The organism is Actinomycetota bacterium (genome assembly GCA_030682655.1).
Taxonomy (GTDB): domain Bacteria; phylum Actinomycetota; class Coriobacteriia; order Anaerosomatales; family JAUXNU01; genus JAUXNU01.
Genome location: JAUXNU010000013.1, coordinates 1 through 22,324, shown reverse-complemented (window position 1 = coordinate 22,324; position 22,324 = coordinate 1). Strand labels below are relative to the sequence as shown.

At 65.2% G+C, this 22,324-nt stretch carries 19 protein-coding genes; 7 read left to right on the top strand and 12 right to left on the bottom strand.

Features of this window, described 5'->3' with window-relative positions; all coding sequences use genetic code 11:
• Positions 1-202: 202 nt before the first annotated feature.
• Together Q8K99_00975 and Q8K99_00970 are read left to right on the top strand one after the other, a co-directional pair.
• On the top strand, positions 203-913 hold the full coding sequence (locus Q8K99_00975) for a response regulator transcription factor (GenBank protein MDP2181129.1): 711 nt from the start codon (positions 203-205) through the stop codon (positions 911-913).
• Positions 910-2,700, top strand: coding sequence for an ATP-binding protein (locus tag Q8K99_00970; protein MDP2181128.1), 1,791 nt, complete (start codon positions 910-912; stop codon positions 2,698-2,700). Before Q8K99_00975 ends, Q8K99_00970 begins: the two co-directional genes overlap by 4 nt.
• Here Q8K99_00970 and Q8K99_00965 read toward each other — a convergent pair.
• From Q8K99_00965 to prxU, 4 genes are all read right to left on the bottom strand, one after another.
• Positions 2,669-3,352, bottom strand: coding sequence for a phosphatase PAP2 family protein (locus tag Q8K99_00965; GenBank protein ID MDP2181127.1), 684 nt, complete (start codon positions 3,350-3,352; stop codon positions 2,669-2,671). The two genes, Q8K99_00970 and Q8K99_00965, sit on opposite strands and share 32 nt — an antisense overlap.
• Before the next feature lie 10 nt (positions 3,353-3,362).
• On the bottom strand, positions 3,363-4,988 hold the full coding sequence (locus tag Q8K99_00960; protein MDP2181126.1) for a putative manganese-dependent inorganic diphosphatase: 1,626 nt from the start codon (positions 4,986-4,988) through the stop codon (positions 3,363-3,365).
• Between the two features lie 47 nt (positions 4,989-5,035).
• Positions 5,036-7,264, bottom strand: a complete 2,229-nt coding sequence (locus tag Q8K99_00955; protein ID MDP2181125.1) for a DUF3553 domain-containing protein — start codon at positions 7,262-7,264, stop codon at positions 5,036-5,038.
• Between the two features lie 88 nt (positions 7,265-7,352).
• Complete coding sequence (gene prxU / locus Q8K99_00950; protein MDP2181124.1) at positions 7,353-8,069, bottom strand: thioredoxin-dependent peroxiredoxin; 717 nt, start codon at positions 8,067-8,069, stop codon at positions 7,353-7,355.
• A 167-nt stretch (positions 8,070-8,236) separates the two neighbouring features.
• Here prxU and Q8K99_00945 point away from each other — a divergent pair, with 167 nt between their 5' ends.
• Both Q8K99_00945 and Q8K99_00940 read left to right on the top strand, forming a co-directional pair.
• The gene (locus Q8K99_00945; GenBank protein ID MDP2181123.1) at positions 8,237-8,659 is read left to right on the top strand and encodes a hypothetical protein; all 423 of its coding nucleotides are present in this window, start codon (positions 8,237-8,239) and stop codon (positions 8,657-8,659) included.
• A gap of 187 nt (positions 8,660-8,846) precedes the next feature.
• On the top strand, positions 8,847-9,719 hold the full coding sequence (locus tag Q8K99_00940) for a nicotianamine synthase family protein (protein MDP2181122.1): 873 nt from the start codon (positions 8,847-8,849) through the stop codon (positions 9,717-9,719).
• Positions 9,720-10,047: 328 nt separating this feature from the next.
• Here Q8K99_00940 and Q8K99_00935 read toward each other — a convergent pair whose 3' ends face one another.
• The 7 genes from Q8K99_00935 to Q8K99_00905 form a co-directional block, all read right to left on the bottom strand.
• A complete protein-coding gene (locus Q8K99_00935; protein ID MDP2181121.1) occupies positions 10,048-11,823 on the bottom strand; it encodes a ferrous iron transporter B in 1,776 nt (591 codons plus the stop codon).
• A 9-nt stretch (positions 11,824-11,832) separates the two neighbouring features.
• Positions 11,833-12,126, bottom strand: a complete 294-nt coding sequence (locus Q8K99_00930) for a FeoA family protein (protein ID MDP2181120.1) — start codon at positions 12,124-12,126, stop codon at positions 11,833-11,835.
• A gap of 272 nt (positions 12,127-12,398) precedes the next feature.
• A complete protein-coding gene (locus Q8K99_00925; protein ID MDP2181119.1) occupies positions 12,399-12,599 on the bottom strand; it encodes a hypothetical protein in 201 nt (66 codons plus the stop codon).
• A gap of 88 nt (positions 12,600-12,687) precedes the next feature.
• Positions 12,688-13,485, bottom strand: a complete 798-nt coding sequence (gene aroF / locus Q8K99_00920) for a 3-deoxy-7-phosphoheptulonate synthase (protein ID MDP2181118.1) — start codon at positions 13,483-13,485, stop codon at positions 12,688-12,690.
• Entirely contained in the window at positions 13,485-13,763 is a 279-nt protein-coding gene (locus Q8K99_00915) for a chorismate mutase (GenBank protein MDP2181117.1), read from the bottom strand. The genes aroF and Q8K99_00915 overlap by 1 nt, the downstream gene beginning before the upstream one ends.
• A 75-nt stretch (positions 13,764-13,838) precedes the next feature.
• Positions 13,839-15,389, bottom strand: coding sequence for a glutamine-hydrolyzing GMP synthase (gene guaA, locus Q8K99_00910; protein MDP2181116.1), 1,551 nt, complete (start codon positions 15,387-15,389; stop codon positions 13,839-13,841).
• A gap of 9 nt (positions 15,390-15,398) precedes the next feature.
• Positions 15,399-16,571, bottom strand: a complete 1,173-nt coding sequence (locus Q8K99_00905) for a GuaB3 family IMP dehydrogenase-related protein (protein MDP2181115.1) — start codon at positions 16,569-16,571, stop codon at positions 15,399-15,401.
• Between the two features lie 516 nt (positions 16,572-17,087).
• Between Q8K99_00905 and Q8K99_00900 the strand changes: the two genes are divergently transcribed.
• From Q8K99_00900 to Q8K99_00890, 3 genes are read left to right on the top strand one after another with little or no spacing between them, the layout of a single operon-like run.
• Complete coding sequence (locus Q8K99_00900; GenBank protein ID MDP2181114.1) at positions 17,088-18,236, top strand: glycosyltransferase; 1,149 nt, start codon at positions 17,088-17,090, stop codon at positions 18,234-18,236.
• Complete coding sequence (locus tag Q8K99_00895) at positions 18,233-18,898, top strand: LysE family transporter (protein ID MDP2181113.1); 666 nt, start codon at positions 18,233-18,235, stop codon at positions 18,896-18,898. Before Q8K99_00900 ends, Q8K99_00895 begins: the two co-directional genes overlap by 4 nt.
• Entirely contained in the window at positions 18,895-19,674 is a 780-nt protein-coding gene (locus Q8K99_00890) for an ATP-binding cassette domain-containing protein (protein MDP2181112.1), read from the top strand. The genes Q8K99_00895 and Q8K99_00890 overlap by 4 nt, the downstream gene beginning before the upstream one ends.
• Before the next feature lie 35 nt (positions 19,675-19,709).
• Here the strand turns inward: Q8K99_00890 and Q8K99_00885 are convergent, their stop codons facing one another.
• Positions 19,710-22,133, bottom strand: coding sequence for a cell wall-binding repeat-containing protein (locus tag Q8K99_00885; GenBank protein ID MDP2181111.1), 2,424 nt, complete (start codon positions 22,131-22,133; stop codon positions 19,710-19,712).
• Positions 22,134-22,324 lie beyond the last annotated feature (191 nt).

Below are 22,324 nucleotides of genomic sequence, written 5' to 3'. Positions count from 1 at the left end.
AACCCTCTCCTTGTCGCTCTCGAATCCGCAATGCGCCGGCAGCATCCAACCACCGGTCGAACGTCATACTACGGACGCGCAATGCCTCTGTGGTTGCAGTGCTGTTAAACAGGGTAGGTTTTGTGTGAAACATTTGTTAAACGTATCGGCGCGAAGCGTGGCGCATGTCATCATGACGGCGTCGGCACGAAAGGATCCCCGCATGTCACGCATCCTGGTGGTCGAAGACGACCCCATCATCAGGCAGACCGTGGAGTACGCCCTAAGGCGAGCAGGTTTCGAAACATCGTCCACTGCCAATGGCATCGAGGCTCTCGAACTTGCCCGAACGGCCCGCCCCGACCTCATCCTGCTCGATCTCATGCTACCCGGCATGGACGGCTACAGGGTCGCCGCCGAGATACGCTCCTTCGACAGCGAGGCGGCCATCCTCATGGTCACCGCTCTCGACCAGGAGCGCGACAAGGTCAGAGGCCTCGACGCCGGCGCCGACGACTACATCACCAAGCCGTTCTCGATGGAGGAGCTTCTTGCGCGCGTGAGGGCGAACCTGCGACGTGTCAGGGAGCGAGGAGTGCTGACGAGGGCTTCGCTCATCGAGGCAGGTGATCTCGTGATCGAGCCAAGCGAGCTGCGTCTGACCGTCAAGGGCGAGCCAGCGAAACTGCGCCTGAAGGAGTTTCAGCTTCTCGTGGCGCTCGCGTCACATCCAGGATCGCTGCAGACGCGACAGAGGCTCGCACAAGATGTGTGGGGCTACGAGTTCCTCCCATCGTCGCGCACGATCGACGTTCACATCCGACGACTGCGCCAGGCGATCGAGGACCCGTCCGACTACTGCTACATACACACGGTGCACGGTATGGGCTACCGGTTCGAGGTCGAGCCGAAGGATCCGGGCTCCGGTTCATGACCACATATACCTCACTTTGGACGGCCTCCTACCGAGCCCGCCTGACCATCGGTTACCTCCTCATCGTCGCTGTCTTCGCCTCGGCATGGGCGTGGAGCCTCTTTGGTCCACTCACCAACGCGGTCGTCGGTCTACAGGAGGAGCACCTGCTCTCGGTCGCCCAGTCGGGTGCCCTCGTACTTTCGGAATCCGACCTCCCTGTCGGAGAGATCGTCGATCGACTGGTGGCCCGAACGCAGTTGCGAATCACTGTCATCGACGCCGACGGGACGGTCCTCGCCGACTCCCAGGAAGACCCATCGCTTATGGAGAACCACCGCGATCGTCCCGAGATCGCCGCAGCGCTCTCGGAAGACGTGGGAACGACCCGACGTGTGAGTGCGACCCAGGGAACCGAGCAGATCTACGTTGCCGTGCCCGCCACACTCGGCGGCCGCAACGTCGTCGTGCGGTCGAGCTCATCACTCGAGACAGTCAATGCCGTGGCCGCGAACGCGCGACGCTGGGGACTCATCTTGCTCGCGGTAGCGCTCGCATTCGCAGGAGTGGTCGTCGCCCGGCTGACCGCCTCAGCCACGGAACCGGTGCGTCGCCTGTCCGAAGCAGCTGAGGCGATGGCGGCGGGGAACCTTCAAGCCCGCATTCCCGAGGAGCCCGGCGAGCTTGGCACCTTGTCCGCAGCCCTTACAGACCTGCGCGAACAGATGCGCGCCCGTCTCGATGACCTCGAGAACGAACAGCGTACACAGCGCTCGGTCCTCGACACGCTCACCGACGCCGTCCTGCTGCTCGACGGCACCGAGATCAGGTTCGCGAACGCCGCGACATCCACCGTGTTCAAGGAACCGGTGACGGGCTGGACGGCGCAGCAGCTCGATGCAGTCGAGCTGCCCGCGTCGGTGGTCGGGGCAATCCGCGATCACCTCGACGACGAGGTCGCGTCGAGCGAGGAGTGCGGCCCCGACACCCTCGGTCGGCATCTGCGCGTGACGGTCCTGCCGCTAGCCGCGACCGACGGCACGAAGCAGGCGGTCGTCACCATCTCGGACATCACCGACCGCGTGCGTGTCGACGATGTCCGGCGGGACTTCGTCGCCAACGCAAGCCATGAACTCAAGACACCGGTCGCGGGAATCCAGCTCCTGGCTTCCTCTGCGGCGGATGCTGCGGCGGCAGGCGACGCGGATGTCGCCATCGGCTTCGCGGGCCAGATCTCAGACGAAGCGGCTCGGCTCGGAAGACTCGTCAAGGACCTGCTCGACCTGTCCCGGCTCGAGTCCGTTCCTGCTCCCGACTCGGTGGCCGATGTGCGGCGCGTGATCGCCAATGCAGTCGTCGGGCACCGCATCGCGGCAGAGGCCAAGGGTCTGGACCTCACCGTCGACATGTCCGCCGCGGCCAATATCGACGCCTATGCTGCAGCCGACCCAACTGACGTGGTGATTGCTCTCGACAACCTGATAGACAACGCGATCACCTACACCGAGTCTGGCTCGGTCCTTGTCGCTCTCGCGGTCGACGAGAGCGACGTCGTCGTGACGGTCGCCGACACCGGCATCGGAATACCCACTGAGGATCTGCCGAGGATCTTCGAGCGCTTCTACCGCGTCGATCGCGCTCGCTCCCGAGACAGCGGAGGTACCGGACTTGGCCTAGCCCTCGTACGCCATGTCGTCGGGCGCTCGAACGGTTCGGTCGAGGTGTCCTCGGTGCCTGGCGGAGGCAGTACCTTCGCGGTGACGTTCCCGCGGGCGCTCAGTCCTCGGAAGACTCGTCCGATAGCGTGATCGCCCAGAAGTAGACGCCGAAGCAGACCATCATCCAGGCAGAGCCCAGTAGCCACGACGCCGTCACGTCGCCGAACCAGTGCACTCCCAGGTAGACCCGCGCGAGCGCGACGCCGATCGCGAGCGCCGTGCACCCGGCGAAGATGAGGAACTTCGCTCTGACCCGTTTGACATGCAGGAACGCTATGAAGGCCACCGTGCCGAAGAAGAGAAACGACGCGAGCGCGTGCCCGGACGGGAAGCTGTAGGAGTCCGGCAGGGGGATCCGCGCGGTCTCGAGCCCGGGCCGGACACGTTCTACGAGACCCCTCGTGACATCCCCCATGAGCGTCCCGATGCTAACCGTGGCAATCAGAAGCGTACCTTCGGCGACGTGCTTGCGCAGCACGAGCACGAGCGCCGTGATCGTTGTGAGAACCGCCATCGACCAGAAGCTGCCGATACCGTTGACGCTGCGGAAAAGCACGTCTAGCAGTGGCGCGTCCACCGAAGCGAAGGCGTGCGAAACACGCTCGTCAAACGCAACGAAAGGCCGGTACAGCAGAACCATCGCGAGCAGGAAAGCGAACCCGGCCGCCCCGAACCCGAACACGATCACGAGAAGTCCTGGTCGCGGGTCACGTCTCCACAGTTTGGGGTCGCGCACCGTCACCGTATCCTCCCTACGCCGATGCCGCGTCGACGAGACCGGCAGCAACCTGCTTCTTGCGAGACAGAACGCCGTCCATCCACACCGACCCATCGGCCAGCGTGACATCGAGTCCGCGCTCGACCAGACGCGTCTTCCCGACCGTCAGTATCTGGCTGCCCTCCCGCACGACATCGGTGATCATGAGAATGGCGAGGTCGTACCCGCGCGCTTCGCGCAACCTTTCCAGCTCGGCGTTCAGCTGATCCGAATATGCCATCACCTCGGTGACATCGACGGTTTCCATCTGGCCTATCGCCGCGAACGTATCGCCAATCCGGTATTCCTTCAGGTCCGCCTTGACCGCGCGCTCCGGAGAGAACGCCTCGCCCGCCGCACGTGCGCGGAACATCTCCATACCGAACTCGAGCGGATCGATGCCAAGGACCGCACCGAGCCGCGCGGCGGTCTCGCGATCCTCATCGGTCGTGGTCGGCGATTTCAGCAGTACCGTGTCGGAGAGGATCGCAGAGAGCAGCAGTCCCGCCATCGGCTTGGGTACTTCCACCCCGAGCTCCCCGTAGCGCAGGGCCACGATCGTCGCCGTGGCACCGACGGGAAGGTTCAGGAACAGTATCGGCCCCACCGTCTGCACGTCGCCCACCCGGTGATGGTCGACGATCTCTACGATCGCGGCACCCTCGACCCCCGGGGCCGACTGGGCGCTCTCGTTGTGATCGACGAGCACGACCCGGCGTCGTGGGCCACGGGCAACGTTGGTGCGCGTGAGGATCCCGGCGAGCTTGCCCGCCGGATCGACAACGATGGCCTCCCGATGCGGTGACGCAAGAAGGTCCTCGGTGGCCTCGGCGATCAGAGTGTCCATCTCGACCAGCGGCACCGCCGTGTCCATGCGGTCGGCCACGGTATGCGAGAGATTGACCTTGCGCGCGGCAGCGTAGGTGTCATGGAAGGTGCTGATCACGACCGCGCCGCTGTCGGCTGCCAGACTCAGAACCTCGTGGTCGGGTCGTCTCCCGCCCGTCACGATCAAGCACGCGACTCCGGCATCGATCGCCATAGGCTGAGTGCGCACGCGATCGCCAAGGATGAGCGTGTCGCCAGGACGGATGTAGCCTAGCATCGTTGTCGGCTCCATGGCGCCGATCAGAACGTTGCCGGAAAGCTTCTTGTCCGGATCGCCAACCAGGAGCTCGCCGTCGAGCACGCGCACGAGGCGCGATACGGTCACCGGCAGCTGTGCGAATCCCCGGATCTCGGTTTCGTCGAGGTACAACTCGGACAGGATGGTCACGTTCAGCAGGCCGCGAACCACCCCGTCTTCGACGACCGGCAGCGCGCGTATCCCCTGCTCACGCATGAGCCGACCGGCATCGAGCATGGTTGTGTCCATCTCAACCGTGACGACCTCGTGGGTCATCGCGTCGCGGACGCGCGCATGCACGTGCTCGATCTCCTCGGGGAGCTCGACCTCGAAACGCGAGAACACCCAGGCCGTCTCGGAGGGAACCGGGCCCAGTCGTGCCGGAACGTAGACATTCTCCGGGTCGGACAGGTTCTTGAGATGCGCGTAAGCAACCGCCGAGCAGATAGAGTCGTTGTCGGGATTCCTGTGACCGAACACAAGGATCGGACCCATGATTGCGACATACCTCCCGTAGCGCAGGGCTTCTCGCTGCTCGCGTATCAGTCTTGCACTTTCCGAAGCGGAGCGTAACCCGCAAGCAGCGTCTTGGTCCCTGCCGAGGAGAACCGCACGGTCACCTTGTCGCCCGCGACCTCCGTCACCTTGCCCAGGCCAAAGACCTTGTGCTCGACCCGGTCGCCCTTCGTGAAGCTCTCGGTCTGCTCGGTGGGGCGAGGTTCGCGGCGGGGCGTTCCAGCCCCGAACACGCGTCCTTCACCTCGCGAGGAGCCGATGCCCGGCGAGCTCCCGCGAGAGCCTTCGCCGCGGCGGGTGAAGCCGGTCCCGGAGATGCCCTGAGAGCCGACCCCGCTCATCTTGACGTGCTCCTCGGGTATCTCGCCAAGGAAACGGCTCGGCGGGTTGTGCTGCGTGGCGCCGTACAGCGACCGCGAGTGAGCGTGTGTGAGGTAGAGGCGCTCCTTGGCACGCGTGATACCGACGTAGGCGAGACGGCGCTCCTCTTCCAGCCCGGACTCATCGAACATCGAGTTGGCGTGCGGGAAGATCGAGTCCTCCATGCCGACGACGAACACGACCGGGTACTCGAGACCCTTGGCCGTGTGCAAGGTCATGAGCGTGACGGCCCGCTCCCCCTCCTGCAGCGAGTCGATGTCCGAACGCAGCGCAGCCCACTCCATGAACTCCGGCAGACCTGCGTCCGCATGCTGCGCGCAGAACTCCTCGACCACGCCGAAGAACTCCTTGACGTTCTCAACGCGGCCATCGGACTCGAACGTGCGCTCTGCCTGGAGCGCCGCAATGAGCCCTGCACGCTCGATGACGCCCTCGACGAGGTCGCGCAAGGATCCGCCCCCGCCGAGGATTCCGTCCAGCTCGCCCATGAGCCCGGCGAACGCGGCCACTTTGCTCGCCGGGCCTGTTCCCAACCACTCGCCAGCCTGCTGTACCGCGTCCATGAACGTGATGCCCCGGGATATCGCCTCGTACTCAAGACCCTCGACGGTCGTCTTGCCGATTCCTCGCTTGGGCGTGTTGATGATGCGCTTGACGGCGATCTCATCGGCGGGATTCACGACCGCCTTGAGGTAGGCCATGACGTCGCGGATCTCCATGCGGTCGAAGAAACGCGTGCCGCCGACGATCTGGTAGGGCACGCCGGCGCGCAGGAACAGGTCCTCGAGCACACGGCTCTGCGCGTTGGTGCGGTAGAAGACGGCGAACTCCGCGTAGCTGCGGTGCTCCTCGCGCATGACTCGCTCGACCTCGGCGGCCACGAACCGCGCCTCGTCACGCTCGTCGCTGGCGCAATAGCGCGCGATGGATTCGCCGCCCGCGTTGGCGGTCCAGAGTGTCTTGGGCTTGCGCCCGGCGTTGTTGGCCACAACGGCGTTGGCGGCGGCGAGGATCGTCGCCGTGGACCGGTAGTTCTGCTCGAGACGGATCACGGTCGCATCGGGATAGTCGCGCTCGAACTCGAGAATGTTGCGGATATCCGCACCGCGCCACGAGTAGATCGACTGGTCGTCGTCGCCTACCACCATCAGGTTGCGAAGCTTGGCCGCCAACAGATTCACGATGCGGTACTGGACGTGGTTGGTGTCCTGATACTCGTCGACCAGGATGTAGCGGAAGCGGTCCTGGTACGCTTCGAGCACGTCGGGATTCTCGGCGAGAAGCCGGTGCGCGTTGACCAGCAGGTCGTCGAAGTCCATCGCGCACGCGTCTCGCATGCGCTTCCGGTAGCGCGAGTAGACCCGTGCCGCGATCTTGTCCGGCGGAAGGACCGCCGTCTCCGCGTACTCGGCAGCCCCGATCAGTTCGTTCTTGGCCGAGGAGATCTTGCCCCCGACCATGTTCACGGGATAGCGCTTGGGGTCGATCTCGAGTTCCGACATGACCGCGGCAAGCATGCGCTTGGTGTCGTCGGAGTCGTAGATGGTGAAGTTGCGTTCGTAGCCGACCTTGTCCGCATCGGCGCGCAGCATGCGGACGCACGCGGCGTGGAAGGTCATGACCCACATCGCGCGGACGGCTGGCCCAACGATGGCTCCGAGGCGTCCGCGCATCTCCTCGGCAGCCTTGTTGGTGAAGGTGATGGCGAGGATCTCGGCGGCGGAAACGCGCAGGTCGCCAACGAGATGTGCGATGCGATGCGTGAGCACGCGCGTCTTGCCGGAGCCGGCGCCGGCAAGTACGAGCAGCGGACCCTCCGTCGTTGTGACCGCGTCGTGCTGCGCGGGATTGAGGTCGGAAAGCGAGATGGTCATAGGGTAGTCAGTGTACACGCGCGCGGGGCGCCGCGAACAGGGGTTCAGATGACACGGGTGGCCCTGGCGCGGCGTGTCGGGCTGGGTTCTACTCGTCGCCCGGCTTCCAGACCTCCCACACATGACCGACCAGATCGGGACCCGGCTTCAGCACCTTCCTGCCCGGCTCCCAACCCGAGGGAGTCACCTCGGCACCACCCGTCTCACGCACGTGCTGGAACGCCTTGATCTGCCGCAAAGACTCCTCAACCTTCCGGCCTACCGGCGGGGTGAGCACCCCCATGGCCTGGATCACGCCATCCGGGTCGATTATGAAGCGACCGCGCACGTCCACCCCCGCTTCGTCGTCGTAGACCCCGAACGCCGTACCTAGGCGTCCAGCCGCGTCGGCGATCATGGGGAACGGGACACCGCCATCGACCATCTTCGAGAGCTCGGTCTCGTTCCACATCTTGTGCACGAACTGCGTGTCCACGCTGACCGACATCACCTCCGCTCCAAGAGCCTTGAACTCATCGTACTTCGCGGCGACCGCCGACAACTCGGTCGGTCAAACGAAGGTGAAGTCACCCGGGTAGAAGCATAGAACGACCCATTTGCCCAGATAATCCGACAACTTGACCTGCGCGAACCCGCCGTTGTGGTATGCGGGTGCGGTGAAATCGGGGGGGGCCGCACGCCCCACCATGATCTTGCTCATAGAGACTTCCTTTCGCGCTGTATCGACTGATTCGATTTCCTTGACCGGCTCCTCGCCGACGACGGCCCCGGTTGGACGTGCACAGCCAATCGCCTTCTCTTCCATCCGACACCTCCTTGGGGGATTCGCAACGCCCACAGACACTACCTACCCCGCGTCGGGGTTCGCGGTCGGGTGCGTCGCTGTGAACACTGATAGGATGGACTCCGATGGTGGGCTTGCTGACTCACCGTTGCCGTGTGCGCAACGTCTTGCCCAAGGGGGGAGCGAGTATGGATCCCGTGCGACGAGTGCTTGTGCTATTCTGCGTTGCCGTGGCGTTGGCTGGACTCATCTCGGGGTGCCAGGTCTCATCTCACGACGAAGAGCGCGCCGCCTTTGACGAGACAATCCACGACGTCGAGCATCAGTTCGCAGCCTTCTACCTGCTTGGGTCTGATGCGACGAGCGCCGATATCCGATCCTTCGTCGAGAAGCTCTCACTCGAATGGAAGGACGTCGAGCGAGCCGCCGAGGGGCTGGACGGGATTGACATCGCAGACGCCGCTGCTGCGCACCAGGATCTCATCGATGCGGTCGAAGCACTGCCCGAAAACGCAGAGGCGGGCGAACCCATGCGGATTGCCATGTCGCTCTTCGAGACGTTCAAGGCGGAGGTCGAGCAGGTTCACGAGTCTGGCGGCTTCCACGACTAGCCCGCCCAACGCGCCGATCACGCCCCGCCGAACGTGGAGCGAACAGACTGCGGTGCAGCACGTCCGAAGTCATCACTCCGGACAACGTCGCGTCCGGTTACGGCGTGCAGATGAGCGTGACGCGGATGAACAACATCCCGCTCGTGGTACCGCTGTAGGGAACAGACTCGTAGGAGGACGTGGAGCCGTGGACAACCCATATCACCGCCACAGCATCGACCGCGAGCTTGCCGATTGTTGTCTGGATTGCGAAACGAGTCTCGAGTCGGTCAAGCGGCATCTGCTGGCGTTCCACGATAGGATCCGCGAACTCGCTCCAGACGCGCAGGACGAACTCGCTTTCGGTGACGTATGTCTGCTCTACGCAGAGCTCGACGATGTCGTTCGTCTGCACGCGCCTGGGGACAACCTAGTAGCCGCGTTGTTGGCTGATCCCGACGTGAGCGCCATGCTCCCAGACCTACGCGACGCCCACTCCGCCTTCTTCCGTCTCCACGAGAGACGCTTCGCCGAGCAGGTGCTCGAAAGCAATGAGCCCTGGACGGTATTGGAGCGCTTCGTCTTCTACCCCAACTACGTCACACTCGTGGGCGCGGAGGCCCGCGCCGCCTCGCTCCATGCGGACGACGAGGTGCTATTCGTGGGATGTGGCCCTCTTCCGCTGACGAACATCCTGCTCGCCGCGCACCACCACGTACACACGATCGCCATCGAGGAAGACGTGGATCTCGCGGCGCTCGCCAGCCGCGTCGTCCAGCGCCTCGGCCTGTCTGAGCGGATCGAGGTCGTCAGGGGGGATCACCGATGGCTGTCGGTCGGACGGACCCCAGACCTCGTGATGATCGCGGCGCAGGCGGACCCGAGGCAACAGATCCTCCGACACCTGCTGCATGTCCTGCCAAAGGGCGCTCGCATCTCCTTGCGCACCTACGAGAAAGGCCTGCGTCGCATCCTCGCGGGCGACGAAGACCTGTCGTTGCCAGAGGAGTTCGTCGTCGTGGACAAGGTCGACCCGGGGCCTCCCGTGAACAATACGGTGGTTCTCGTCGAACGCGTGTGACGCGCAGCCCTCGTCGGACCAGTCGCACTGGAATCTCGGTCGCATGAGCAGAGACAGCTCGAACGCGAGCAGCGCGAGACCGAGCAGTCACTTCGGCCGAGGGACGCCAGAGCGGACTCAGTTTCCTGTGCCGCGGCATGGCGACCAGAAAACGCGTGAGCTGTCCAACAAGGTAGGTCGCGCCATCGAGAGGCAGGTGGCCCCGGAGCAGGATACGACATGACGCTCATAGCGAAAACCGATCACCGTGCACCTCAAGAGACAGAGCACAACGTTCTCACCCGTGGAGAAGGAGCCGGCTCCCACAGCCGCTCGCAGTCCGCTGCCGCTAGAAGACCAGGTTCATCGCAATGCCCACAGTAGCCGAGATAGCGGCCATGAGCCCCATCGCCTTCGCCGTGTCCCTCCAGCCCAGCTCGCGAAGCATCACCGCGTACGTGGCCACGCACGGGAACGTAACGGCGAGCAGGACGGATGCCTTGACCAGCTGCAGCGCCGTGAGACCATGGGGTGCCAGCATGCCGATGGCCACGTCCTTTCGGAGGAAGCCGATCACGAGCGCGAGTGCTGTCTCCGGTGGGAGCCCGAAGAGCGTCTCCATCACAGGTCCAAGAACGTCGGCCACCCTCTCGAACACGCCGCTCATGTAGATAAGGTCGATTACGAGGACGCCGCCGAGCACGAGCGGCACCGCCTCGCGGAAGAAGCTCCTCAGCCGCATCCTAAGCTTCTCCCACAGCGGCCCGAGGTGCGGGCGCCGGTAGGGCGGTATCTCGAGGATGATCTCGGGCAGGAAGTCCTTGCTGGTCAGACGCAGGTAGGTGCCGAGGACCAGCCACACGAGGGCGAGCACAGCGTAGACGAGGAGGACGTACCGCCCCCCGTACCGGCCTAGCAGTCCGAAGATCATGGCCTGCAGCGCCGCGCAGGGGACCCCGATGGAGATGATGGTCGCCGCGATGAAACGCTCCCGGCGCGTGTCCAGCACCCGCGTAGCAAGGATTCCGGGGACGTTGCAGCCGAAGCCGAGCAGCAGCGGGATCACGGCGTAGCCGTGGAGCCCGAACTGGTGCATCACCCGATCGAGCAGCACCGCTAGCCGCGGGAGGTAGCCGACGTCCTCAAGCACGCCGAGCAGAAGGTAGAACGCGATGATGTAGGGCATCACCATGCCGAACGGCACGAAGAGACCCGTCGTCAGCAACCCGAAGGACTGGAGGAAGTCGAGCGTCTTGGTGCCGTCGACGACCACGAACGAGCCGACAAGCAGGTCGTGCACGAAGCCCCCGCCCCCGAGCGCCCGCGAGACGGCCTCAACGACGGGCCTCCACAGAGTCTCGAACGCCGGCTCCATCACGTACCCAATGAGCCCCTCGCCGATGAAGCGGATCACGAGGAAGGTGACCACGAGGACCGCGATTGCGAAGGGGATGCCGGTGCGCGGTTTCACGCTCACGTCCTCGAAGATGTCGCGCCAGGTGTGGTGCCTGTGCTCGATTGTCTGGACCTCGGAGACGATCGAGCCGATCTCGGACCAGACATCCTCGAAACGGGCGGGCTTCGGCGGCGGCGACCCGCTCGCGCGTGCGAGCTCGTCGACCAGCTCCTTGATCCCCTCGCCCGTGATGGCGGTGGTGGGCACGACGGGCACGCCAAGCCGTTCGGCGAGCGCGTCCGCGTCGATGTGGATACCAAGGTGGCGCGTCTCATCCCAGAGGTTGAGGGTGACGACGACGGGGATCCCGCGCTCGAGCAGCTGCAGCGTTACGTTCAGGTTGCGCTCGAGGTTGGTGGCGTCGACCACGTTGACGACCAGGCCGCCCTCGTCGAGCATGCGCACCGCCACGTCCTCGGCCGGGCACGTCGGCTCGAGGCTGTAGGTGCCCGGCACGTCGACCACGTGGACCTTCCGGCCGTCCAGGAGCATGTCCCCCTCAAGGAACTCGACGGTCGTCCCGGGGTAGTTGGAGCAGAACGCGCGCACGCCCGTCAGACGGGAGAAGACCACGCTCTTCCCGACGTTCGGGTTCCCCACGAGGAGGACTCTCGGCTGAGCGCCGGACTCCAGAGTGGCGACCCTACTGGGGTACGGCACATCGCCCATGAGTTTCTCCTAGCCGGGGTCGTTCGACCGCTCTACGAGCAGCTTGCGGGCAATCCCATGGCCTAGCGCCACTCGGCATCCGTCGACCTCCACGGTCACCGGCCCGCGTCCGGGCAGCGCCGCAAGCTTCGTGATGGTCTTTCCGGGACGAAGTCCCATGTTGACGAGCCGCGCTTCCATCTGCCCGCCGCCGCGAACGCCAATGACCGTTGCTCTCTCCCCGTCTCTGAGAGCGACGACCGTATCGCGGTCATTAGGATCGCCCCTCCCATGCCGGTGCAAACGTCCCGCGCTGCGAAACATGGTTCTCTCCCGTTCATTCTACCGCTCTTCCTCGCAGAATTAGGTACTGCGAAGTCACTGGGGCCTGTATAGCCTAAACCGCAGAGAATGACAAGGCTAACTCACGCACTCAGCACGCCTACGGTGCCACCTTCACCGCAGGGTGCAGCGAACACGATGTCACCAAGGGTCGTGACAAACGGGAGTGCATCACCGCGCAGACAGGAGCCGCGACCGTCATCGTCCAGGGCTTCAATCTGGAACCGGAAGAACTGGCGGAGGCGGCCGCCGGCCTACTTCACGAACTTGATCATGGAGAAGGAGTCGCCGGAATTCTTGAGACACTCGTTGTGCACGATCTCGGTTTCGCCCTGGACATGCTGGATGTTGCCGCAGCGTTCACAGACCGCCAGCTTGCACACTTTGCAGTGCCCAAGCCTGCGCGTTCCGATAGTGCCGCAGTGTGGACAAAACCTGACGGTCGGGTCGGTCACCTGCACTCCCCCAGGTGACGACGCGACCTTCGTTGCCTTGCATGTCCCGTTCGTTGCTTCACGGGCCCGCCGTCATGTTCCTGTTGTGCTATCCGATGTGTCTGCCAACGGCTTCCGCCACAGGCTTTAGTTCTTCAAGCAGGCTGCATAATCCTGCCAAGTCGAGTGACTGAGGACCGTCGCAAAGCGCCTCGCGGGGATTCGGGTGCACCTCGACCATGATTCCGTCAGCTCCGACAGCAATCGCCGAGCGCGAGAGCGCCGGCACCAGGTCCGCGCGACCCGCGGGGTGCGACACGTCAACGATGATCGGAAGAAGCGAGAGGCTCTTGACCACCGGCACGGCCGCGATGTCGAGTGTGAAGCGGTAGGCTGTCTCGAACGTGCGAATGCCCCGCTCGCACAGGATGACGTTCTCGTTGCCGCTCATGGTGATGTAGTTGCTCGCTTGCAGCCACTCCTCGATGGTCGCCGCCATGCCGCGCTTGAAGACCACCGGCTTGCCGGACTCTGCGGTCACCTCGCCGATCTTCTTGAGAAGCGAGAAGTTCGCCATGTTGCGCGTGCCTATCTGCAGGATGTCCGAGTAGGCGGCGATCTTCTCGGCGTGGGCGGAGTCGGTGACCTCTGTGACGACCTGCAGCCCGTACTCATCGGCGGCCTCGCGCAGGAGCACGAGACCCTTCTCCTCGAGACCCTGGAACGAGAAGGGTGAGGTCCTGGGCTTGTAGGCGCCGCCTCGCATCACCCGGATGCCGTTCTCGCTCAAGCACGCCGCGACCTCGCGCATCTGCTCGCGGCTTTCGACCGAGCACGGCCCGGCGATGATGGTGACTGCCCCGTCGCGCTCGACAGCGCCGGTGACCTGCGCGCCCCCCGCAGACATCAGTCCCTCAGCTCCTTCATGACGTGAAGAATGGACTCGTAGATCTCGCGCAAGTTCTCCGAGTACAGCGGGCCCTCGTTGCACCTGGTCAGATTGGCGAAGATCTCCTCCTCGCGTTTGGGATCGTACAGACCCCAATGTACCTGCGGCTTGAGCGCGCGTATCGCCAGCGACTCGGCCGCGCGCGCGTTGAGCAGCTTCACGAGCTGGCAATCGATCTCGTCGATGCGTGTCCGGTGCTCTTCGATCTTGCCCTGGGCTTCCATGTCCTCGGCCATGTTCTTCTCCTCGCGCTGGACCCTCGATACTCGCGGCGCCGGCTTCCCCGACGTCCCGTCAGTCCCGTGCCCCTGCTATTCCCACTCGATAGTGCCGGGCGGCTTGCTCGTGATATCGTACGCCACCCGGTTGATGCCCTCGACCTCGTTGATGATGCGGTTGCTCATTCGCGCGAGCAGATCATGCGGAAGGCGCGCCCAGTCGGCGGTCATCGCATCTGCCGAGGAGACCGCACGGATGATGATCGGGTGCCCGTAGGTGCGCTCGTCGCCCATCACGCCCACGCTGCGGATGTCGGGCAGCACGGCGAAGTACTGCCACACGCTGCGATCCGTGTCCCAGGCGCCGATCTCCTCGCGAACGATCGCATCGGCGCAGCGCAACGTCTCGAGCTTCTCATGCGTGATCTCGCCGATGATTCGCACCGCAAGTCCCGGTCCCGGGAACGGCTGCCGGTGCACGATCTCGTCGGGCAGGCCGAGCTCGGCGCCTACCGCGCGAACCTCGTCCTTGAAGAGCGCCCTGAGCGGCTCGATGAGATCGAAGTGCACGCCTTCGGGGAACGGGATGAGGTTGTGGTGGCTCTTGATCTTGGCTGCGGTCTTGTTGCCCGACTCGATGACATCCGGGTACAGCGTGCCCTGGGCGAGCCAGCGCACACCTTCGAGCTTGGTGGCCTCCTCGAAGAAGACCTGCCAGAACTCCTCGCCGATGATGTGGCGCTTTCGCTCGGGGTCGGTCACGCCAGCCAGCAGCGAAAGGTAGCGGTCCTCGGCGTCGACGTGAACGAGGTCGATATGAAACTGATCGCGGAACGTGCGAACGACCTGCTCGGCCTCGTCGAGCCGTAGCATACCGTGGTCGACGAACACGCAGGTCAGCTGGTCGCCGATGGCGCGGTGCAGCAAAGCGGCCACCACGCTGGAATCTACACCGCCGGACAGGCCGCAGATCACACGGTCGGTGCCGACCTGCTCGCGGACACGGTCGACCGTCTCGTCGATGATGTTGACCATCGTCCACAACGCCGGAATCCCGGCGATATCGTGCAGGAACGTGCGGATGATCTGCTGCCCGAAGTCGGTGTGCGCGACCTCGGGGTGGAACTGCGTAGCGAACAGCTTGCGCTCCGCGTCTTCCATCGCCGCTACCGCGGTCGTGGCAGTCCTCGCCGTGACGGTGAAGCCCTCCGGTGCCGTGCCCACCGAGTCGCGATGGCTCATCCAGCACTGCGACTTCGCCGGGAGTTCCGCGAGCAGTTCGCCGCCGTCACCGATGACCTCAAGCTCGGCGAAACCATACTCGCCGATGTCGGTCTTGGGAATCTCGCCGCCGAGGTGCAGCGCTATCTCCTGGATCCCGTAGCAGAACCCGAGCACCGGGATGCCGAGGCCGAGCACGGCCGGATCCATGTGCGGGGCTTCCTCGGCATACACGCTCGCCGGGCCGCCGGAGAGGATCAGCGCGGCCGGTGCGCGGCGCGATATCTCCTCGGCGGAGATGTCGAACGGGACTATCTCTGAGTAGACACGCGCCTCGCGAACCCGTCGCGCGATCAGCTGCGCGTACTGCGCGCCGAAATCGAGGACGAATACCGCCTGCTGCTGCTCGTGATAGCCCGACACGCCTCGTCCCTACCGGCCCATGCCCACACCCTGCGACTGCTGGAGGATCTTGCCCTCCGTCTGCAGCGAGGGTGCAACCATGACCTCGGCCTTCTGGAAGGCCTTGAGGTTCTCGTAACCACACGTCGCCATCGACGTGCGCAGCCCGCCAAGGAGGTTCCGTGTGCCGTCGTTCTCATGCGCCGGGCCAAGGAGGATCTGCTCGAGCGAGCCTTTGACGCCAGCCTGGACACGCGTGCCGCGCGGCAGTTCGGGGTGGAAGGTCGCCATACCCCAGTGGAAGCCGCGGCCGGGTGCTTCGCTCGCCGAGGCGAGCGGGGAGCCTACCATGATGGCGTCGGCACCGCAGGCGATCGCCTTGGCGAGGTCGCCACCCGTGCGCATGCCGCCGTCAGCGATGACATGCGAGTACACGCCGGTCTCGTCGAGATGGCGCATGCGGGCGGCTGCGGCGTCCGCTACGGCGGTGCACTGCGGCACTCCGATGCCGAGCACGCGCCGCGAAGTGCATGCGTGACCGGGGCCGACGCCCACGAGAACGCCGACGGCCCCTGCGCGCATCAGGTGCAGTGCGCCCTGGTAGCTGCAGCAGCCACCGATGATCGTGGGGAGATCGACGTCACGCACGAATGCGTTGAGGTCGAGTGGCTTGTCGTAGCTGCTGACGTGCTCAGCGGAGACGACGGTTCCCTGGATGATGAGGATGTCGAGCCCGCCCTCGATTGCGGGGCCGATGAAGCGCTCGACGTTCTGCGGGGTCAGCGACGCGGCGGCGAGCACTCCGCCGTCCTTGATCTCGCGAACACGCTTCGTGATGAGTTCGGGCTTCACCTGTTCGGTGTAGATCTGCTGCATGCGCGAGGTCGCTTCGTCACGGGAGAACGATGCGATGGCGTCGAGATGCGGGCCGGGGTCCTCGTAGCGAGTCTGGATGCCCTCAAGATTGAGGACCGCGAGCCCACCGAGCTTGCCCATGGTGACGGCGAACGCCGAATCGACCACGCCGTCCATGGCCGAGGCGAGAAGGGGCGCCGAGAAGTTGTACTCCCGGTCTTTGAACGCGAACGACCAACTGATATCCACGTCTCGAGGGTCGCGTGTGCGGCGGCTCGGAACAATTGCGATGTCATCGAATCCGTACGCGCGACGCGCGGTCTTGCCCCGTCCGATCTCGATCTCCATAAGCGCTGCTGCCTCCTCGGTTCTGCACGCCCTGGCGGGCGATGGTTACCTCGCTACGGCCGGGTCACGGGGCTGCGGATACGACGAAACCAGGCCACTGCCGCGGAAATCATCCAGCGAGCTGCCTGGTTCGACTGAGGGCTGCATGTGGTCGCCCGCGGGGCCGCGCAACGGCCCGGCCGCGCTCCCGGTGTCGTCATTCTAGTCGAGCGTGCGCCTCGCGTGAACCGAAACAGCGATATTGCCCCGAAAACCCGCCATCGACCCTACTCGACGAAACTCTTGTCAACTGACTCGACGGGCTGCGGGCACGATCTGCTGCGGGTTCACGAGTTCGGCGAGACACGCGAGTCGCGTGTCGGGGACGGGCACGATACCGATGGAAAGCGGCACGTATGGCTCCTCGCCGCAGGTACTGATAGCCTCTAGAGCGTCGTCCTCGGCACGGAGCCGGGGCGGCGACGTTCGTACTCTACTCGAACCAGCATGCTCCCACCAGCCGCAAGGAGGCCCGCGTTGCGCATCGGCTTCTTCGCCGACATGTACAAGCCGCATCTGTCCGGCGTGACGAACCATATGGCGCTGTACAAGCAGCGCTTCGAGGAGCTCGGACATGAGGTCTTCGTGCTGACCTACGGCAACCGCGACTACGTAGACACGGAGCCGGGCGTGGTCCGCTCGCCCGCGATGGCATGGGGCAAGACCGGCTGGCAGGCCGGGTACGGTCTTGCCAAGGAGGCCAGCGAGCTCATCCCCACGCTCGACATCGCGCACGCACACCACCCGTTCCTCTCCGGACGCGTGGCGCTCGCACAGTGTCGTCCCCACGGCGTCCCGGTCGTCTTCACGAACCACACGCGCTACGACATCTACTCGGATGCGTACGCCTGGTTCATCCCGCGCCCGCTGCGCATGGCCTACCTGCGCGGCTTCCTGCACCGGTTCGCCTCGCAGGTCGACACCGTGATCGCGCCGTCGCCTGGCATCCGTCAGTGGCTCTGCGAGTTCGGGGTGACGTGCGACGCGCTGCTCATGCCCAACGCCATCGACACCCGACCCTTCGCCGCACCCGCGAACCCCGCGACCCGTAGCGACGTCTCGCTCCCCGCCGACTCGATCGTGTTCTGCTACCTCGGTCGCCTCGGGCCGGAAAAGAACCTGCCGATGCTCGTGGACGCCTTCATCGACGCCGCCGGTCGCGACGAACGCATCGCACTCATGCTCATCGGCGACGGCCCCAGTCGCGGGCAAGCGACCGAGCGCCTCTGGGCACACGGGTTGCGGGACCGGGTGCACTTCACCGGGATGATGCCCTACTCCCAGGTCCCCGACCTTCTTGCGACCGCGGACGTGTTCGCGACCGCGTCGGTCTCTGAGGTCCACCCGCTCGTCGTGCTTGAAGCGATGGCCGCGGGCCTGCCAGCCCTCGGCGTGCGCTCCCCCGGTGTCGGTGACACCGTCCACGACGGCGCCACCGGCTTCCTCACCGCCGAGGACCCGCGCGAGTTCGCCGACCGCATGGTCGAGCTGGCCGGAGACGCGGCACTGCGCGAGCGCATGGGCACCGCCGCGCGGGACGACGCCCTACGCTACGACATCCGGGACGCAGCCGATACGCTCCTTGGCCTGTACGAGCACCTGATCGAGCGGAAGCGCACGTCGTGAACGCTGCAGACCTCACAGCCGCGGCTAGGCTCGGGCTCGCGGCCTTCGTCGTCGGTCTGTCGGGCGCGATGTCGCCCGGCCCCTACCTCACGGTCACGATCGCCCGCACACTCCGCCACGGGCGCCTCTCGGCCGCACTCATGCTCGTCGGTCACGCGCTGCTCGAAGGCGTGCTCATCATCGGCTTCGCGTTCGGACTGCAGCACTTCCTCGCACGCCCGTCGGTCGCGACCGCGCTCGCCGTCATCGGCGGCGGTGTGCTCGTGTGGATGGGCGCTGGACTGGCGCGAGGCGCGATCAACGGCTCGATCGCCGCAGACCTCGAGTCGTCCGAGGAGACCTCCTCGCTCGGGCCGATCGCGCGCGGCATCGTCGTGTCGCTCTCCACCCCCTACTGGACGCTGTGGTGGGCCACCATCGGCGTCAAGCTCGCCGCCGACGGTCTCGCGATCGGGCCCGTCGGCGTGCTGGCGTTCTTCCTCGGCCACGAACTTGCCGATGTGGCCTGGTATGGCTTCGTCATCGGCGCGGTATCGAAGGGACGGAGCCTGCTCACGCCGCGCGTCTACCGCATCATCATCGGCTCGCTTGCCGCATTCCTGCTCTATCTCGGTGCTGCGTTCCTGCTCAACGGCCTCGGCGTCACGGGGAGCCCGCTGTGAGTGCGCCGTTGCTCGAGATTCGTGATGCGACCGTTCTGCGAGACGGCCGCTCGATCCTGCGCATCGACGAGCTCGAGCTGCGCGACGGAGAGCACACCGCCATCCTTGGCCCGAACGGAGCGGGCAAGTCGACGCTCATCAAGCTGATCACCCGCGACGTGCTGCCGGTGTGGACCCCGGACTCGGCAGTGCTCATGCAAGGCCGCGACCGATGGGACCTGTTCGAGGCACGCAAGGTCTTCGGCGTCGTATCCGACGACCTGCAGGAGACCTACGACCTTGCCGTCACCGTGCGCGACACCGTACTCTCGGGCTTCTTCGGCTCGATCGGGCTCTACCGCCGGGACGAACTCTCCTCGGCCATGATCCAGCGTGCCGAGGAGACCATCGCCTTCCTTGGCATCGAGCGGATCGCTCATCGCACGATGGACACGCTCTCGACGGGAGAGGCCCGGCGTGCGCTCATCGGCCGGGCGCTGGTGCACCAGCCACGCGCTCTCGTGCTCGACGAGCCGTGCGACGGACTCGATCCGAGCGCGCGGCACCACTTCATCGAGACGCTCCGCGACATCGCGCAAGCAGGGACGACGCTCGTGATCGTCACCCACCACATCGCGGATATCATCCCCGAGGTATCGCGCGTGCTCATGCTTCGCGACGGCCTCATCGCACGCGACGGCGGCAAACGTGAGCTTCTCACGCACGAGGCGCTCTCAGAGCTGTTCGACATCCCCGCACACATCGAGTCGCGCGACGGTTTCTACCAGCTCTGGTAGCGCTACAGCAGCCGTCCGGTGCATCAACCGCGGTTCTATGGCGCGATCTTCGCCTTGATGGCCGTCAGCACCTTCGGATCGACCGACATCGTGCCGCCGAACACATAGCAGTCATCGATCGTCTTCCTGTGCGCGGCGAGCCAGGACCCCGTGATCGGGGTCAGTGCCTTCCCGTCAGTGAGTACGAGCACGCCGCCTGAAGCCCCAACCATCGACCCTCCCGTGAGCGCATCGGGCAGCTTGGCGGCTACGCCAACGGTGCGCGCGCCGAGCCAACCCTTCGCGATGGCCTTGTCAGCGATGGCAGTCGCGGTGGAGTAGCGCGTATCGCCCGCCCACCGTTGTGCTCCGAGCTTCTTGCGCACGGTCTCGGAGACCGTCGCCGACCCACCTCCGACGATCCTCGTCGCAGGCCCCAGCGCACCAACCGCCGAGGAGGTCGCCGACGGGACGCTGTTCTGCTGGACGAGCAGGATCGGGGCTCCCGTGTGCGCCGCGATCGGCGAAAGCGCGAGCGCATCGAAGAACTTCGCGGGGTCGGCTCCGTTGGCGAACAGCGCCACGGACGGCATCGTCTTCTCCGGGTCGGCAGCTGCCACATCACGCATGCAAAGCGCGATCGCCTTGGCGAGGTCGTAGCGTCCTCCGCTCGAAAGGATGCGCATCTTCGAAGGTGTCGTCGTGACGAACTCCGCCGACCCGACCGCCTTCACGATGTCGTTCACTCGCGCGTCAGGTACCGAGACCGGTCCTCCGACGACGTACATCGCGATGTTCTCAGATCGCGCCCGGGCGATCTCCCTGATCGCGGTGGCAACCTCTGAGGGAACACTCGTGGACTTCACGAGGAACAGCGGCGCGTCATACGCCCAGCAGAGTCCGCTCGCCGCGAGCGGATCGGCTGCGGCCCGGTCGTCCCCGCTCGCGATGACCACGTTCACGACGCCCGGCCACTGCTTCTCGCCACCAGGATCGAACCCCTCGCGGGCTATGGCGACGGCCGTCGAGTAGCGGGTGCTGTCGGCCACGCGGCCCGCGTCCGGCTCGAAGACCTCGAAGTCGAAGGTATCCTCGGAGGTATTGCCGGCCATGTCCTCGGCCCATATGTGTAGCGTGTGGGCACCGAGCCCGGCGACCACAATGTCCTCCAGGTGACTCGCCGGCCCGTTGAGCGTCTCCGCAGGTCCGCCGTCCACCTGCCACCTGAGCGTCCGCAGCAGCGATCCGGCGTCGTCCGCCTCGACGGTGATCGCCGCCGCCCGTGGATACCACGCCGAGGCCCAGCCATCGTGCGAGATCGTCGGGTCGGTGAGGTCGATGACGAACGATGCTGTCCCGTGGTCCGACTCGTTGCCCGCCATGTCCACTACCCAGTACTCCACCTCGTGGTCGCCCTCGCCCGTGACCTCGATATCCGCCAAGGACGCATCCACCGTCTGAGTCGCAGCGCCGTCGATGCGATACCGAACGTGTTCAATGCCCGAGCCGTCGACCCCATCATCACCCGTCACCGTGAACTGCGCGGGACTGGTTGTGTAGTAGTCCTCGGCGTCATCGGTCGCGGTCGGAACAACCTCGTCGAGGAAGAACTCCAGCAAGATGTCGTCGGACACGTTGCCCGCGATGTCTTCGGCCCAGAATCTGAGCGTATGTGCGCCATGCCCACCGATGACTTCGCCGTAGTAGTCCGCGTCGACGGTCTTGGTCGCGGCACCGTCCATCCTCCAAGAGAGACGCGCGACGCCGGAGATGTCGTCAACCGCGAACATCTCGATCGTCGTGTGAGGCGCGCTCTGGTACGCCTCCCAGCCCGCGTAGTCCAGCTCCGGCGGGGTTGTGTCGTAGACAACGTCGAAGTCGCGCACGACGAGATCGGAGTAGTTGCCCGCGCGGTCTTTGGCACGGTACCGCAGCGTGTGCGAGCCTTCGGCGGAAGTCGCTACCACTGTCGATGTCGCCGCCACCGTTGCGGTCGCCTCGGCGTCGAGCCGGTACTCGATCTGCTCGACTCCCGAAAGGTCGTCGCTCGCGGTGACCTCGATCGAAGCCGCATTGTAGTAGAGCGCCAGCGCGTCGTCATGCGTTCCGGGTGCCGTCGAATCCGGCGTGATGTCGAGCGGTATGTCGATGCCGGTGACATCCTCACCGGCCAACACGCCGAAGGGGGTCGCGGAGCCCGGGTCGTCGGTGTCGTCGTAGTAACGCATGCCGAGAGGGCCGGGTGGATCGACAGCTACGACGTAGTCAGACCACTCGGGTAGTCCTTCGAACGCGTAGTCGCCATCGGGGGTATCCTTCCACGCGACCTCGTGGAGTTCGCCGAGCCCGTCCATCGCATCGTACAGATACACGTAGGCGTATGCAGGATCGTCCGTCCAACGATCGTAGATTCGGCCGCTGATCGAGCCCGCGCTGTCGAGCGACGCATCGACACCTGTGGTGGTCGCTCCCGCCGTCACGACGGTCACGTCCGAGCGATGTAGGAACGGCCTACCGTTGAACCACTGGCCTGCACACTTGCCAAGGAAGTCTGTGTTCTGCACTTTGGCAGGACGGGCGGGGATGCTTCCGACCGTTTAGTCGCCCAGTTTGTCGGTGTACTTCTGACCCGTCCGATTCGAGTCTCCGGTGTCCGAATCCTGCGAATACA